Origin of the sequence: Streptococcus oralis (assembly GCF_021497885.1) — a bacterium.
Classification (GTDB): Bacteria; Bacillota; Bacilli; order Lactobacillales; family Streptococcaceae; genus Streptococcus; species Streptococcus oralis_BQ.
The window spans coordinates 1,258,050-1,272,387 of the sequence record NZ_CP046523.1 but is presented as its reverse complement, the minus strand read 5'-3'; the positions used below and the strand labels follow the sequence as shown (position 1 = coordinate 1,272,387).

The 14,338-nt window shown below is 41.3% G+C and carries 13 protein-coding genes and 1 pseudogene; 10 read left to right on the top strand and 4 right to left on the bottom strand.

The window, feature by feature from the left end; translation table 11 throughout:
* Window positions 1-72 precede the first annotated feature (72 nt).
* Together GOM48_RS06495 and GOM48_RS06490 are read left to right on the top strand one after the other, a co-directional pair.
* Window positions 73-672: a CPBP family intramembrane glutamic endopeptidase gene (locus GOM48_RS06495; protein WP_235096498.1), complete on the top strand. Its 600-nt coding sequence runs from the start codon at window positions 73-75 to the stop codon at window positions 670-672.
* Window positions 673-759: 87 nt separating this feature from the next.
* Window positions 760-882 (top strand): annotated as a pseudogene (locus GOM48_RS06490) (zinc metalloprotease HtpX); the annotation flags it as partial.
* Window positions 883-926: 44 nt separating this feature from the next.
* Here GOM48_RS06490 and GOM48_RS06485 read toward each other — a convergent pair.
* Together GOM48_RS06485 and GOM48_RS06480 are read right to left on the bottom strand one after the other, a co-directional pair.
* Window positions 927-2,486: an ATP-binding cassette domain-containing protein gene (locus GOM48_RS06485; RefSeq protein WP_235096497.1), complete on the bottom strand. Its 1,560-nt coding sequence runs from the start codon at window positions 2,484-2,486 to the stop codon at window positions 927-929.
* A 331-nt stretch (window positions 2,487-2,817) separates the two neighbouring features.
* On the bottom strand, window positions 2,818-3,147 hold the full coding sequence (locus tag GOM48_RS06480) for a helicase BlpT (protein ID WP_235096496.1): 330 nt from the start codon (window positions 3,145-3,147) through the stop codon (window positions 2,818-2,820).
* Window positions 3,148-3,303: 156 nt separating this feature from the next.
* Between GOM48_RS06480 and GOM48_RS06475 the strand changes: the two genes are divergently transcribed.
* The 7 genes from GOM48_RS06475 (at window position 3,304) to GOM48_RS06445 (ending at window position 12,302) form a co-directional block, all read left to right on the top strand.
* Window positions 3,304-3,846: a YceD family protein gene (locus tag GOM48_RS06475; protein ID WP_235096495.1), complete on the top strand. Its 543-nt coding sequence runs from the start codon at window positions 3,304-3,306 to the stop codon at window positions 3,844-3,846.
* Window positions 3,846-4,475 (top strand): endonuclease III, encoded by a 630-nt coding sequence (nth, locus tag GOM48_RS06470; protein ID WP_235096494.1) that lies wholly within the window; start codon window positions 3,846-3,848, stop codon window positions 4,473-4,475. The genes GOM48_RS06475 and nth overlap by 1 nt, the downstream gene beginning before the upstream one ends.
* 208 nt (window positions 4,476-4,683) lie before the next feature.
* Window positions 4,684-5,205, top strand: a complete 522-nt coding sequence (gene pyrR / locus GOM48_RS06465) for a bifunctional pyr operon transcriptional regulator/uracil phosphoribosyltransferase PyrR (RefSeq protein ID WP_061416553.1) — start codon at window positions 4,684-4,686, stop codon at window positions 5,203-5,205.
* A gap of 22 nt (window positions 5,206-5,227) precedes the next feature.
* Window positions 5,228-6,151, top strand: a complete 924-nt coding sequence (locus tag GOM48_RS06460) for an aspartate carbamoyltransferase catalytic subunit (RefSeq protein WP_001293858.1) — start codon at window positions 5,228-5,230, stop codon at window positions 6,149-6,151.
* A 49-nt stretch (window positions 6,152-6,200) separates the two neighbouring features.
* Window positions 6,201-7,283, top strand: coding sequence for a carbamoyl phosphate synthase small subunit (locus GOM48_RS06455; RefSeq protein WP_235096493.1), 1,083 nt, complete (start codon window positions 6,201-6,203; stop codon window positions 7,281-7,283).
* A 291-nt stretch (window positions 7,284-7,574) separates the two neighbouring features.
* Complete coding sequence (gene carB / locus GOM48_RS06450; RefSeq protein ID WP_235096492.1) at window positions 7,575-10,751, top strand: carbamoyl-phosphate synthase large subunit; 3,177 nt, start codon at window positions 7,575-7,577, stop codon at window positions 10,749-10,751.
* Between the two features lie 216 nt (window positions 10,752-10,967).
* Window positions 10,968-12,302: an Nramp family divalent metal transporter gene (locus GOM48_RS06445; protein ID WP_235096491.1), complete on the top strand. Its 1,335-nt coding sequence runs from the start codon at window positions 10,968-10,970 to the stop codon at window positions 12,300-12,302.
* 115 nt (window positions 12,303-12,417) lie between these two features.
* Here the strand turns inward: GOM48_RS06445 and GOM48_RS06440 are convergent, their stop codons facing one another.
* Both GOM48_RS06440 and GOM48_RS06435 read right to left on the bottom strand, forming a co-directional pair.
* The gene (locus GOM48_RS06440; protein ID WP_000710762.1) at window positions 12,418-12,660 is read right to left on the bottom strand and encodes a type B 50S ribosomal protein L31; all 243 of its coding nucleotides are present in this window, start codon (window positions 12,658-12,660) and stop codon (window positions 12,418-12,420) included.
* 92 nt (window positions 12,661-12,752) lie between these two features.
* The gene (locus GOM48_RS06435; protein ID WP_235096490.1) at window positions 12,753-13,691 is read right to left on the bottom strand and encodes a DHH family phosphoesterase; all 939 of its coding nucleotides are present in this window, start codon (window positions 13,689-13,691) and stop codon (window positions 12,753-12,755) included.
* Between the two features lie 103 nt (window positions 13,692-13,794).
* On the opposite strand from GOM48_RS06435, the gene GOM48_RS06430 reads away from it, so the two are divergent.
* The gene (locus GOM48_RS06430) at window positions 13,795-14,238 is read left to right on the top strand and encodes a flavodoxin (protein WP_001162125.1); all 444 of its coding nucleotides are present in this window, start codon (window positions 13,795-13,797) and stop codon (window positions 14,236-14,238) included.
* The last annotated feature ends 100 nt before the right edge of the window (window positions 14,239-14,338 follow it).

The window sequence follows — 14,338 nt, the reverse complement described above, 5'->3', positions numbered from 1 at the left end:
AGTATCTCGCTTTTAACTTGTTATCTCACCAAAAAATAGTATAATATATGTAATTCTATATTATTGAGGTGAATGATGTATAAGCGCTGGATGACGTTTTTCTTGATTTTGATTTTTATGCCAATTCATTTGAGTATAGCAGAGAAAATCATGCGAATAAATTCATTAACGCTATCCATCCTTTTTACCCTTGTTGAACTTGCAATATTTTTATATGTAGGAAAAAAGTATGACTTGTTTCACATTCGGAAAATCCGCCTAAAAGATATTCTTAAATGTTTTCTTTCATACGCCTTGCTTTTCCTCTTTTATATTTTGGTCAATTTTTTAGGCCCTACCCAATCAGACACAACTCAAGCTGTGCAAAGTTTATCACTTTCATGGTCTGTACTTTTTGTGGATCTCTGTGTTTTGGCACCTGTCACGGAAGAAATCTTTATGCGAGGTATGTTACAGGGGATAGTATTTAAGAATACATATTTTGGATTGTTTGCCACATCGCTTCTTTTTGCTTATCTTCATGGTCCCTATACTATTCCTAGCTTTATCAGCTATTTAGGTATGGGATTTGCATTTGGGGTAAGGTATAAGACTTCTGACAACCTATGGAATTCCATTCTTTTGCATGTCCTCAATAATCTGGTTGCATTTTGCTTTTTGTACATGAGATAATGCTACATTAGAATGCTTTGAGCTGTAAGATAGTAAAAAATGATTTCTAGCTTATACAATTTAAACAAAAGTCAGAGCATAATCTGTCACGTAAAAGACGCCAGCAGCGCTCTTTATATTAATGATCCCAAGAAAGGTGGGGGGCTACAAAAACTCTTTTATACCCACCCACCTATCTCAGAACGAATCGAACGCTTGAAACACATGTAAAAAAATCCGGAGAAATCACTCTGGATTTTTGCTATGTTCAACATTTATAAATCTTGTAAATCAACGACTTCCAAGCCATTTTCTGTCAAACGATAGATACTCGTACAGACCTCTTTTAAGAAGCGTCTGTCATGCGAAACAGTGATTAGACCGCCGGGATAGGAGGCAAATAGTTTTCTGATTTCGGGTTGAGAGGTGGGAGAAAAGTTTCGTGTGGGCTCATCCAGAAGAAGAAAGTTCGGTTTGCGCAACACTAAATCCAAAAGTAGGAGTTTACCTTGTTGCCCGCCAGATAGGGAGCGGATTTGGTGGTGCATCTCTGGATAGCTGAAATTGAGACTGGCTAGGAGAGATTGGATTTTCTGTAGTTCCTCTTTTTGTCCAGTTTGGCTGAGGTAGTCTACTGGAGATAAATCCAATTGCAGTTTTTTATGGTAATCTTGTGGCATAAAACCAAGCGAAATTTCTCTTTTGGCGCTGAGCAGTTGTTGCAACTTGGCTAGCAGAGTTGATTTCCCAATACCATTAGGCCCGATGATACCGATTTTATCTTGGCCACGGATATTTAGTTGAAGTCCTTGAACCAAAACGCGCTCACCAATGGACAAATTTTCTTTTTCCAGTTGGACTAAGACTTTAGAAGCCGCTAATGGTTGGATATCTGAGAAGAAGAGTTGGATTTGTTCTTCTTCAAGTGGCTTTTGGGTCATGGACTGAGCTTCCTTTTCAAAGCGTTTTTCTTGAGAGAGAACATTTTTCATCTTTTTAGCCAATAGGCGACCGGCAACATCATTTTTAGTGTTACGTAAGGCAGTTTCTACATTTTGCTTAACTCGGCGATGTTTTTCCATGGTTTTGTCATAGGCTCTCTGGTCGTTAGCAGCTTGCTGACTTTGTCTGGCAAAACTAGCCTTTCTCTGCTCACTATAGCGATCATAGTCTAAATGCTCGACTAGCGTTTCCGCTTCTTTCCGATGCTTGACCAGTCGCAAGTGGACAATAGTATCAGCCGTTTGAGAAAGAAAGTCTTCATCATGGGAAATGAAAATAACAGTTTGCCTAATCTTTCGAATCTGACCTTTTAGCCAATCAACCGTCTCAAGGTCTAGGTCATTTGAAGGTTCATCTAAAAATAGAATCTCAAAAGGTTTTGCTAACTCGTGAATGAGCTGAATTTTCAAAGCTTCGCCCCCTGATAGACTGCCAATTTCTTGGTCGCTAGCAAAACGGTCGCTATCAAAGTGCAACTCCTCAGCCAAACGATAAAGAATGCTGTAGTCCAAATCAGCAGAATCCAAAAAGAAGTAGTCGTGTAGAGTCCTATTTTTCAGGATTTCAGGGAATTTTTGAGGAATGTAGGCCAGTGATTGACAATCAGAATGGATATCGCCCTTGATAGTAAAATCAGGTAATGCTTCCCCCATTAAAGCTCGTAGTAAAGTCGATTTACCATTTCCTTCTTCTCCGATAATAGCAACCTTTTCCCCGTCTTGGATGGTCATGGTTAGGTCAGATACAAGGTCTCGTAAATCTTTGTTTTGCGTGATAGTTAGATGATTAATTTTTATCATATTGTTGCCCTTTCTAGAATGTCCATAGTGCATAACAAAAAGCTCTACTTTATCTAGTAGAGCCCAAAGTCACTGTCAAAACTCTATTATCCTCGTTGAAAAGTTCGTCAAACTAGCTTGGAGCTGCCTAACCCAACTCAAGAGGAGCATAGCTTTCTAGTTTTTTGATTTTCAATGAGAATAAAGTACCAGAAAATCCAGTACAAAAAGAGCACACAAAAAGAGACAAAAACAAGATCTACTAAATAAAGTTTCTTTATTTGATAGACTTAGTTGTTCATGTCTCCCTTACCTCCGAGTATTAGTACCTCTATCCTATACCTTTCAGGAAATTTTGTCAATAGAAAACAAGTAATTTCAAGCTCTAAAAACCAAAAACAGGTCCATAGAGAGTCAATACGTGTTTGACATGTTCGTAGTGGAACTTGTCATAGTTGCGCCAAGCGGTGCGTGCTTGATCATTCAGTTTTAGACTACCTAGTCCAATCAGAAGACTGGTACGTTGGTAAAATTTCTCAAGGTTGATTAAGATACTGTTGTCAATCTTTTCTGCTTTTTTAAGTTCCTTAAGAGTGGTGTTCAGCAGCTCTTGCAGTCGAAGATCATCGGCTGTTCCTTGTTTGCAGCTTTGGTAGCTTTTATTTAACTCGGAAAGGAGTTGGTAAGCTTCGTTAATCAGGGCTTTGTCTTCCATATGAGCATCCTCCTTGCTTGCCTATAGTATAGCACTAATCAGAAAATATGTCATAGTAAATATGTTAAAAAATTCGAATTTTAATTACAAAGTTTGGGAGGCTGACTTATAGCTTTTCATGGTATAATCAAGTGAGTAAATCTTTATGGAGGAAATATGAAGTTAAACATTCAAGAAATTCGTAAGCAGCCTGAAGGCCTACACTTTGAACAAACTTTGGACCTTGTCGCAGACTTGCGTACCCGTAATCAAGAAATTTTAGATGTTAAAGATATCCTAGCAGTGGGAAAGATCCAGTACGAAGACCGTATGTATTTCTTAGACTATCAGCTATCTTATACCATTGTCCTTGCTTCCAGCCGCAGTATGGAGCCAGTTGAGTTGGAGGAGTCTTATCCAGTGACAGAGGTCTTCATGGAAGGAGCAACCAACCAACTGGATCAAGAAGTTTTAGACGATGACTTGGTCTTGCCTATCGAAAATGGGGAAATCGACCTTGCTGAGAGCGTTTCCGATAATATCTTGCTAAACATTCCAATCAAGGTCTTAACAGCAGAAGAAGAAGCTGGTCAAGGTTTTGTGTCTGGAAATGACTGGCAAATCATGACTGAGGAAGAATACCAAGCCCAACAAGCAGTCAAGAAAGAAGAAAACAGTCCATTTGCTGGCTTGCAAGGACTATTTGACGGAGACGAATAATGGTCTTGTCAAAAAAACGAGCACGAAAGGTGCTAGAAGAAATCATTGCCCTCTTCCCAGACGCCAAACCCAGCCTTGATTTTACCAATCATTTTGAACTCCTGGTTGCGGTGATGTTGTCAGCTCAGACAACAGATGCTGCTGTCAACAAGGCTACACCAGGTCTCTTTGCAGCTTTTCCAACGCCTCAAGCCATGTCTGTCGCGACTGAAAGTGAAATTGCCTCACATATTTCCCGTCTAGGACTTTATCGCAATAAAGCTAAATTTCTTAAAAAATGTGCCCAGCAACTCTTGGAAGATTTTGACGGTCAAGTACCTCAAACTCGTGAGGAATTAGAAAGCCTAGCAGGTGTTGGACGCAAAACAGCCAACGTAGTCATGAGCGTGGGCTTTGGAATTCCAGCCTTTGCAGTGGATACCCATGTTGAACGTATCTGCAAGCACCATGATATCGTTAAAAAATCAGCTACGCCCTTTGAAGTAGAAAAACGTGTCATGGACATTCTGCCACCAGAGAAATGGTTGGCAGCCCATCAAGCCATGATTTACTTTGGACGGGCCATCTGTCATCCAAAAAATCCAGAATGCGATCACTATCCACAATTATATGATTTTAGTTCGTTATAAGATGAAAATTTTATGTTTTTTTCTTGCATTGCTCCTTTCTTTGTGATATAGTAATAACAATAAAATATTCCTTTAAACCTGTCCCGTGAGGCAGGCAAGGAGTCGGATCAATAGATAGCAGAAGTCTATACTCTTTACAGTAGGGCTGGCTTGGCTATACATTCTGAAGTCTCCTTGTTAAGGAGACTTTTCTTTTTGGAGGTTTGTCATGAGGACAAAAGAAGTTGTAGACGAATTGACCGTCAAACGAGCGATTACTCGGATTACCTACGAGATTATTGAGCGAAACAAAGATTTGAATAAAATCGTTTTGGCTGGTATTAAAACGCGAGGTGTTTTTATCGCTCGTCGTATCCAAGAACGCTTGGAACAGTTAGAAAATATCGCTGTTCCAGTGGTAGAACTAGATACTAAACCTTTCCGTGACGATGTCAAAAGTGGAGAAGATACCTCTGTAATCTCTGTTGATGTGACAGATCGGGAAGTCATCTTGGTGGACGATGTACTCTACACTGGTCGGACTATCCGAGCTGCTATTGACAATATTGTTAGCCATGGTCGCCCTGCTCGTGTGAGTTTGGCAGTCTTGGTTGATCGTGGCCACAGAGAACTTCCAATCCGTCCGGACTATGTTGGAAAAAACATCCCAACCAGTCGTTCTGAAGAAATCATCGTAGAGATGACAGAACTAGATGGACAAGACAGAGTACTAATCACAGAACAAGCCTAAAACACTAAAAGGAGTAAAAAAAATGTCAGAAAATCAACAAGCTTTGCAACATGTCGTTTCTATGGAAGACCTTACTGTAGAACAAGTAATGAAATTGATCAAACGCGGAATTGAATTTAAAAATGGAGCGAGTGCTTCTTATGAGGAACAGCATATCGTTTCCAACCTTTTCTTTGAAAGTTCAACTCGTACCCACAAATCTTTTGAAGTGGCAGAACTGAAACTTGGACTTGATCTACTAGATTTTGATGTGAAGACCAGTTCAGTGAACAAGGGTGAAACACTCTACGACACCATTCTAACTTTGTCTGCTCTGGGAGTAGATGCCTGTGTCATTCGCCATCCAGAAGTGGACTACTACAGAGAATTGATTGCTAGCCCAACCATCACAACTTCGATTATCAATGGTGGGGACGGTTCAGGGCAACACCCTAGCCAGAGCTTGCTTGATTTGATGACAATTTATGAAGAATTTGGACATTTTGAAGGTCTTAAGGTGGCTATTGCTGGCGACCTAAACCACTCACGGGTAGCTAAGTCTAATATGCAAATCCTTAAACGCTTGGGAGCGGAGCTTTACTTTGCAGGTCCTGAGGAATGGAGAAGTGAGGAGTTTGAACATTACGGTCGCTTTGTATCAATTGATGAGGTGATTGATCAAGTAGATGTTATGATGTTTCTTCGTGTGCAGCATGAACGTCATGAAATTGTGACAGGATTTTCAAAAGAAGACTATCATATCCAGCATGGTTTGACACAAGAACGCTATGACCGCTTGAAAGAAAAAGCAATCCTCATGCACCCAGCTCCAGTCAATCGTGATGTTGAAATCGCAGACCATTTAGTTGAAGCACCAAAATCACGTATTGTTCAGCAAATGACCAACGGTGTCTTTGTCAGAATGGCAATTTTAGAATCTGTGCTGGCCTACAGAAAAGCCAAATAAGGCACAAAGCGTTAAAAGATATCTGAGAGTATCAACGAGAGGTGAGTAGATGAAAAAACGACTTCTAGTATTAGAAGATGGGACAGTATTTGAAGGCCAGGCCTTCGGAGCAGATATTGATGTAACAGGGGAAATCGTCTTTAACACAGGGATGACTGGTTACCAAGAATCCATAACAGACCAGTCTTATAATGGACAAATCTTAACCTTTACCTACCCTTTGGTGGGAAATTATGGAATTAACCGTGACGACTACGAGTCCATCAATCCTACCTGTAAAGGAGTAGTAGTTTTTGAAGAAGCGCGTAGAGCCAGCAACTGGCGCAATCAAATGACCTTGGATGAATTTTTGAAAGCTAAGAAAATTCCAGGTATCTCAGGAATTGACACACGGGCTCTGACAAAGATCATCCGTAAGCATGGTACCATGCGTGCCACCCTTACGCATGTTGGTGATACCATGGACCATATAACAGACCAGCTCCAAGCGACAGTTCTACCGACAGATAATATCAAACAAGTCTCTACAAAGACAGCTTATCCTGCTCCTGGAGTTGGATTGAGTGTCGTACTGGTAGACTTTGGTCTTAAACACTCAATCTTACGCGAACTTTCTAAGCGTAATTGTAATGTGACCGTGGTTCCATACACAACCACTGCAGAAGAAATTCTCCATCTCCATCCTGACGGGGTCATGTTGTCAAATGGTCCAGGTAACCCAGAAGATGTTCCCCAAGCACTGGACATGATTCGTGGTGTGCAAGGAAAAATTCCAATCTTTGGTATCTGTATGGGACACCAACTTTTTGCTATGGCAAATGGAGCCAAGACCTACAAGATGAAGTTTGGTCACCGTGGATTTAACCATGCAGTGCGTGAAATTGCAACAGGCCGAGTAGACTTTACTAGCCAGAACCATGGTTATGCGGTTAGCCGTGAGGATTTGCCAGAGCATTTGATTATTACCCACGAAGAAATAAATGACAAGTCAGTTGAAGGTGTGCGTCACAGATACCAACCAGGTTTCTCTGTGCAATTCCACCCAGATGCAGCTCCAGGACCGCACGATGCAAGCTATCTCTTTGATGAATTTATCGAAATGATGGAGTCGTTTAAATCTGCTAATCGCTGATATAAGAAACTCTGTCAGAGGCTTGTCGAATGAAAAGGCAAGTCCTTTCTTTTAGTTGAGCAAAGAGATATTGAAATGTTTTACACTCGATTTATTATTGAAAAATCATCGGAGAATTTATTTAATGTCGCCCTGTGAGGCGACGAATAGAAAGGAGAAGATACATTGTTCGCGGAAGTGAACACGCCCTAAGAACTGTGTGAAAAAGATAAACATCGTTTTGACGCTGAAGGCGTCTGCACCGAGTTTCCTATTTTCACTTTGTTCTTGACGGGCTTTGTATCATAAACTATGCCTAAACGTACTGATATTCAAAAAATTATGGTGATTGGTTCTGGTCCGATTATTATTGGTCAGGCTGCTGAGTTTGACTATGCTGGGACCCAGGCCTGCTTGTCTTTGAAAGAGGAAGGTTATGAAGTTATCTTGGTGAATTCAAACCCTGCCACTATCATGACAGATAAGGAGATTGCGGACAAGGTCTACATCGAACCGATTACACTCGAGTTTGTGACGCGTATTCTCCGTAAGGAACGTCCAGATGCCTTGCTCCCAACCCTTGGTGGGCAAACAGGTCTCAATATGGCCATGGAATTGTCTAAAAACGGAATTTTAGATGAACTTGGTGTAGAACTTCTCGGAACTAAATTGTCTGCCATTGACCAAGCAGAGGACCGTGACCTCTTTAAACAATTAATGGAAGAGCTTGAGCAACCAATCCCTGAATCTGAAATTGTCAACACAGTGGAAGAAGCTGTTGCCTTTGCGGCGTCAATCGGCTACCCAGTTATCGTCCGTCCAGCCTTCACCCTTGGTGGTACTGGTGGTGGTATGTGTGCCAATGAGGAAGAATTGCGTGAAATCGCTGAAAATGGGTTGAAACTGTCACCCGTTACCCAATGTTTGATTGAGCGCTCCATTGCCGGTTTTAAAGAAATTGAGTACGAGGTCATGCGTGACTCAGCTGACAATGCCCTCGTTGTTTGTAACATGGAAAACTTTGACCCCGTTGGGATTCACACAGGGGATTCCATTGTATTTGCCCCTGCGCAAACTATGTCAGACTATGAAAACCAAATGCTACGTGACGCGAGCTTGAGCATTATCCGCGCTCTCAAGATTGAAGGTGGGTGTAACGTTCAGCTGGCCCTTGATCCGCATAGCTTCAAGTACTATGTTATCGAAGTAAACCCTCGTGTATCGCGTTCGTCAGCCCTTGCTTCTAAGGCAACTGGTTACCCAATTGCCAAATTGGCAGCTAAGATTGCTGTCGGTTTGACCTTGGATGAGGTCATCAACCCAGTCACAGGTTCAACCTATGCCATGTTTGAGCCGGCCCTTGACTACGTCGTTGCTAAGATTCCACGTTTCCCATTTGACAAGTTTGAAAAAGGTGAGCGTCGTCTTGGAACTCAGATGAAAGCGACTGGGGAAGTCATGGCCATCGGTCGTAACATCGAGGAATCTCTTCTAAAAGCCTGTCGTTCACTTGAAATTGGCGTTCACCACAATGAAATGCCTGAACTGGCAACCGTTTCTGATGATGCCTTGATTGAAAAGGTTGTCAAGGCCCAAGATGACCGTCTCTTCTACGTATCAGAAGCTATTCACCGTGGTTACACACCAGAAGAAATTGCTGAATTGACTAAGATTGATCTCTTCTATCTGGATAAACTCTTGCACATCTTTGAAATTGAGCAAGAGTTGGGTGCCCATCCACAAGATCTAGAAGTCTTGAAAACAGCTAAACTCAATGGATTTTCAGACCGTAAGATTGCGGAGCTTTGGGAAACAACAGCTGACCAAGTTCGCCAACTACGTTTGGAAAACAAGATTGTTCCAGTCTATAAGATGGTCGATACCTGTGCGGCAGAATTTGACTCTGAAACACCATACTTCTATTCAACCTATGGTTGGGAAAATGAATCTATCAAATCTGACAAGGAATCCGTTCTAGTACTAGGTTCTGGTCCAATCCGTATCGGACAAGGGGTTGAGTTTGACTACGCAACTGTTCACTCTGTTAAGGCTATTCAAGCTGCTGGTTATGAGGCCATCATCATGAACTCAAACCCAGAGACCGTTTCTACGGACTTCTCTGTATCTGATAAGCTCTACTTTGAGCCATTAACTTTTGAAGATGTCATGAATGTTATCGACTTGGAGCAACCAAAAGGCGTTATCGTTCAGTTTGGTGGTCAAACAGCCATCAACCTTGCGGAACCTTTGGCAAAAGCAGGTGTGACCATTCTTGGTACCCAAGTAGCTGACTTGGACCGTGCCGAAGACCGTGACCTCTTTGAGCAAGCTCTGAAAGACTTGGATATTCCACAGCCACCAGGACAAACAGCAACTAATGAAGAAGAAGCTGTGCTTGCTGCTCGCAAGATTGGTTTCCCAGTCCTCGTTCGTCCATCTTATGTCTTGGGTGGACGTGCTATGGAAATCGTTGAAAACGAAGAAGATCTTCGTTCTTACATGCGTACCGCTGTTAAGGCCAGTCCAGACCACCCAGTCCTTGTTGACTCTTACATCGTTGGTCAGGAGTGTGAAGTTGATGCCATCTCAGACGGGGAAAATGTCCTCATCCCTGGTATCATGGAGCATATCGAACGTGCCGGTGTCCACTCAGGTGACTCAATGGCCGTTTATCCTCCACAAACCTTGTCTCAAAAGGTGCAGGAAACCATCGCAGACTACACCAAACGCCTAGCAATCGGTCTTAACTGTCTTGGGATGATGAACATCCAGTTTGTCATCAAGGATGAAAAAGTCTATGTTATTGAGGTCAATCCACGTGCCAGCCGTACGGTGCCATTCCTTTCTAAGGTAACTAATATTCCTATGGCTCAGGTAGCGACCAAGCTCATTCTTGGTCAAAGTCTTGAAGAACTTGGTTACCAAGATGGACTTTATCCAGAAAGCACTCGCGTTCATATCAAGGCACCTGTCTTCTCCTTTACGAAACTAGCTAAGGTAGATAGCTTGCTTGGTCCTGAAATGAAGTCAACAGGTGAAGTTATGGGTTCTGATACTACTTTGGAAAAAGCCCTCTATAAAGCCTTTGAAGCTTCTTACCTACACTTGCCAACCTTTGGAAATGTAGTCTTTACTATCGCAGATGATGCCAAAGAAGAAGCCTTGGACTTAGCTCGTCGTTTCCAAAATATCGGTTATGGTATCCTTGCGACAGAAGGGACAGCAGCCTTCTTTGCTAGTCATGGACTGCATGCTCAACCTGTTGGTAAGATTGGTGACGATGAACAGGATATTCCAAGCTTTGTCCGCAAAGGGAAAATCCAAGCGATCATCAATACTGTCGGAACCAAACGAACTGCTGACGAAGATGGTGAGCAAATTCGCCGTTCGGCTATTGAACACGGTGTGCCACTCTTTACAGCCCTAGACACAGCAGATGCCATGATCAAGGTGCTAGAAAGTCGTAGTTTTGTCACAGAAGCAATCTAGTTGAGAAAAAATTTTCACAGTTAAAAAGCCAGCGCTAGAAAACGCTGGCTTTTGCAATACATATATTGCTTATTTTAACTATCATTCTTTCCTTAAGAATCATTCTAAAATGTGATATAATAAGGAAGAATTGGAAATAGGAAACTATTTTCATGATATTTTCAAAAATTCCATTAAGAAAATAGGTAAAGACAGATTAGAAAGTGTAAAATTCCGATGTCTTCTTACAAAAAAGTCTCTCTTTCTGAGATCAACCAATCTATTGAAACTCCGAATAACAATCATTTTTGGCAAAATCTAAAAGCATTTTTAGGACCTGGAGCCCTTGTAGCAGTTGGTTATATGGATCCTGGAAACTGGATTACCAGTGTGGTTGGTGGTGCTTCCTACAAATATAGTCTCTTATTTGTTATTTTGATTTCCTCCATCATTGCTATGCAGTTACAACAGATGGCTGGAAAGCTCGGTATCGTGACTAGGATGGACCTAGCACAGGCAACAGCTCATCATGCTCCCAAATGGCTTCGCTATAGTTTATGGGTGATTTTAGAATTGGCTTTAATGGCGACAGACTTAGCTGAGGTTCTAGGCTCAGCGATTGCCTTAAATCTTTTGTTTAAAATACCAATTATGGTCGCTATCCTCTTAACCGTTTTAGATGTATTTCTTTTGTTGTTGTTAATGAAATTTGGCTTCAAAAAAATTGAAGCCATTGTTACGACTCTTATTTTAACCATATTAGCCATCTTTACCTATCTGGTGGCCTTATCCAGTCCAAGTATTCAGGGTATCTTTGGTGGTTATTTACCGACTCCTACATTATTTGAAACACCATTGCCAGGCCATGAAAGCCAATTGACCTTGGCTTTAGGAATTGTAGGAGCGACAGTCATGCCCCATAATCTCTATCTTCATTCCTCTCTATCCCAAACAAGGAAAATCAATCACAAAGATAAGAAGGATGTTCGAAAAGCAGTTCGCTTTATGACCTGGGATTCAAATCTTCAGTTGTCCTTAGCCTTTATTGTCAATTCCTTGCTTCTCATTTTAGGTGCCTCCCTCTTTTTTGGTCATGCATCTGAAATTTCAGCTTTTTCTCAAATGTACAATGCTTTACAGGATTCAACAATAGCAGGAGCGATAGCCAGCTCAACTCTGTCAACTTTATTTGCTCTAGCTCTCTTAGCAAGTGGCCAAAATTCGACTATTACAGGTACCTTGACAGGACAGATTGTCATGGAAGGTTTCTTACATCTAAGATTGCCTCAGTGGATTATCCGTATTGGTACACGTATTTTTGCCTTGCTCCCTGTGATTATTGTAGCCGTCTCGTTTGGACATCAAGAAAAAACCTTGGATCAGTTATTGGTCTATTCACAAGTCTTTCTGTCAATCGCTCTTCCGTTTTCAATCTTCCCCTTAATCTATCTGACTTCTAAAAAGTCACTGATGGGAGAATTTACCAATGCTAAGTGGAACACAATCCTAGGCTACGCAGTTTCCATTATCTTAACCATTCTCAATATCAAGCTTCTTTTCGATATTTTTTAAACTTGTTCAAATTAGTTCTCGGCACTAGCTTGAAGCTTGATTTTGAGATAATAGTAGTGGTTGATTCATAAAAAGAAGTAAAAAAAAGAACAGTTGAAACTGTTCTTTTTTTTTATTATTTGAGACCGTATTTTTTGTTGAAACGATCCACACGTCCATCTGCTTGAGTGAACTTTTGACGTCCAGTGTAGAATGGGTGTGAGTCTGATGAAATTTCCACACGGATCAATGGGTAAGTTTCGCCTTCGAACTCAACAGTTTCGTTAGAGCGTTTTGTTGAACCGCTAAGGAATTTGTAACCAGTAGTTGTGTCCATGAAGACAACTGGGCGATATTCTGGATGGATATCTTTTTTCATTTTGCAATATTTCCTTTCTGCCATGGTCTCTTTGCGAGCCATAGATTGTTACCTTAATAGTCTATCAGATTCTGATAAATTTGGCAAGTCTTTTATTTGTTTTTAAGCAAGTTTTTTAGTTTTTGGTAGATAACTTCATTTTCCTCTAAGCTATAGGAATTAGCACCACTTGCAAGAGGGTGTCCCCCACCATCATGTTCTTTTGCAACTTCATTGATAGGGACTGATTTGCTTCGTAGACGAACACGATAATGGCCGTCAGCTTGTTCTACAAATATTCCCCAGAGACTGACATCTACAATGCGACCTGGGGCACCGACAATCGCTGCGGTTTCAGCGTCGGTAACATTATACTCTTTCAAGATTTCTTGACTGAGAAGAACGCGAGCAGCTCCGTTTTCATCAACTTCTAGATGATCGTAGATGTAGCCTTGAAGTTTTGCAATCTTATAGCTAATGGTATCCATCTTGCGTGTCAAACTTGCAAAGTCAAAGTTATACTCTCTCAAGGAAGAAGCGATACGAAGGGTTCGGGCAGAGGTAGAAGGATAAAGGAAACGCCCTGTATCCCCAACGATACCTGCAAATAGGAGTTCAGCAGCTTGATCCGACAGGTTTAGTTGAGTATTTTCTGCAAATAGGGCGATCATCTCACTAGCACTGCTTGAACTAGTATCGACCCAAGACAAGTCACCGTATACATCATCGTTAGGATGGTGGTCAATCTTAATCAGGAAGTCACCTTGATGATAACGCTTATCATCGATACGAGCAGTATTGGCTGTATCGCAGACAATGACAAGAGCTCCTTGGTAGTCACTGTCTTGGGCAGTATCCATTTCTGCCATCCAAGTTAAAGTCGGTTCATTATAGCCGACGGCTTTGATGGTCTTTTCTGGAAAATGGTGGTTGAGCAAGGCTTTCAAACCTACCTGACTTCCCAAGGCATCAGGGTCTGGTTTCATATGACGGTGAATGATAATGGTATCGTATTCTTTGATTTTCTCTAAAATTTGCTGGCAAATTTCCATAAATAACCTCAATTCTTTCTCATTTCATTGTAGCACAAGAATTTTTATTTTTAAAATGAAAAAGATATGATATAATGGAGAAAGATAAATTGAGGAGGACGATATGGCATTAGCAAAAATTGTATTTGCCAGTATGACCGGTAATACCGAAGAAATTGCAGATATTGTAGCAGATAAATTGCGTGACTTGGGTTTGGATGTCGATGTTGATGAATGTACGACTGTTGACGCTTCAGACTTCTTGGAAGCAGATATCGCAATCGTTGCGACCTATACTTATGGCGATGGAGAATTGCCAGATGAGATGATGGACTTCTACGAAGACCTAGCAGACCTCAACTTGAATGGCAAAATCTACGGAGTGGTCGGTTCAGGTGACACCTTCTACGACGAATTCTGTAAGGCTGTCGATGATTTTGATCGCGTTTTTGTAGCGACAGGAGCAGAAAAAGGGTCAGAGTGTGTTAAAGTTGATCTTTCTGCTGAAGAAGAAGACATCGAACGCTTGGAACAATTCGCAGAAGAATTGGCTGCAAAAGTAGGATAAGAATCAAGCTGCGCTGACTGGAAGGAGTCAGTGCAGTTTTTAGTAGTTTAACTAGATTTTACTAGCCTATTTGGTGGCTTTTTGATACAATAATTCAAAT

Excerpts from the sequence above, each read along its gene's own strand:
- GOM48_RS06495 (WP_235096498.1), top strand. The coding sequence starts at position 73 with ATGATGTATAAGCGCTGGATGACGTTTTTCTTGATTTTGATTTTTATG.
- GOM48_RS06485 (WP_235096497.1), bottom strand. The coding sequence starts at position 2,486 with ATGCACTATGGACATTCTAGAAAGGGCAACAATATGATAAAAATTAAT.
- GOM48_RS06480 (WP_235096496.1), bottom strand. The coding sequence starts at position 3,147 with ATGGAAGACAAAGCCCTGATTAACGAAGCTTACCAACTCCTTTCCGAG.
- GOM48_RS06475 (WP_235096495.1), top strand. The coding sequence starts at position 3,304 with ATGAAGTTAAACATTCAAGAAATTCGTAAGCAGCCTGAAGGCCTACAC.
- nth (WP_235096494.1), top strand. The coding sequence starts at position 3,846 with ATGGTCTTGTCAAAAAAACGAGCACGAAAGGTGCTAGAAGAAATCATT.
- pyrR (WP_061416553.1), top strand. The coding sequence starts at position 4,684 with ATGAGGACAAAAGAAGTTGTAGACGAATTGACCGTCAAACGAGCGATT.
- GOM48_RS06460 (WP_001293858.1), top strand. The coding sequence starts at position 5,228 with ATGTCAGAAAATCAACAAGCTTTGCAACATGTCGTTTCTATGGAAGAC.
- GOM48_RS06455 (WP_235096493.1), top strand. The coding sequence starts at position 6,201 with ATGAAAAAACGACTTCTAGTATTAGAAGATGGGACAGTATTTGAAGGC.
- carB (WP_235096492.1), top strand. The coding sequence starts at position 7,575 with ATGCCTAAACGTACTGATATTCAAAAAATTATGGTGATTGGTTCTGGT.
- GOM48_RS06445 (WP_235096491.1), top strand. The coding sequence starts at position 10,968 with ATGTCTTCTTACAAAAAAGTCTCTCTTTCTGAGATCAACCAATCTATT.
- GOM48_RS06440 (WP_000710762.1), bottom strand. The coding sequence starts at position 12,660 with ATGAAAAAAGATATCCATCCAGAATATCGCCCAGTTGTCTTCATGGAC.
- GOM48_RS06435 (WP_235096490.1), bottom strand. The coding sequence starts at position 13,691 with ATGGAAATTTGCCAGCAAATTTTAGAGAAAATCAAAGAATACGATACC.
- GOM48_RS06430 (WP_001162125.1), top strand. The coding sequence starts at position 13,795 with ATGGCATTAGCAAAAATTGTATTTGCCAGTATGACCGGTAATACCGAA.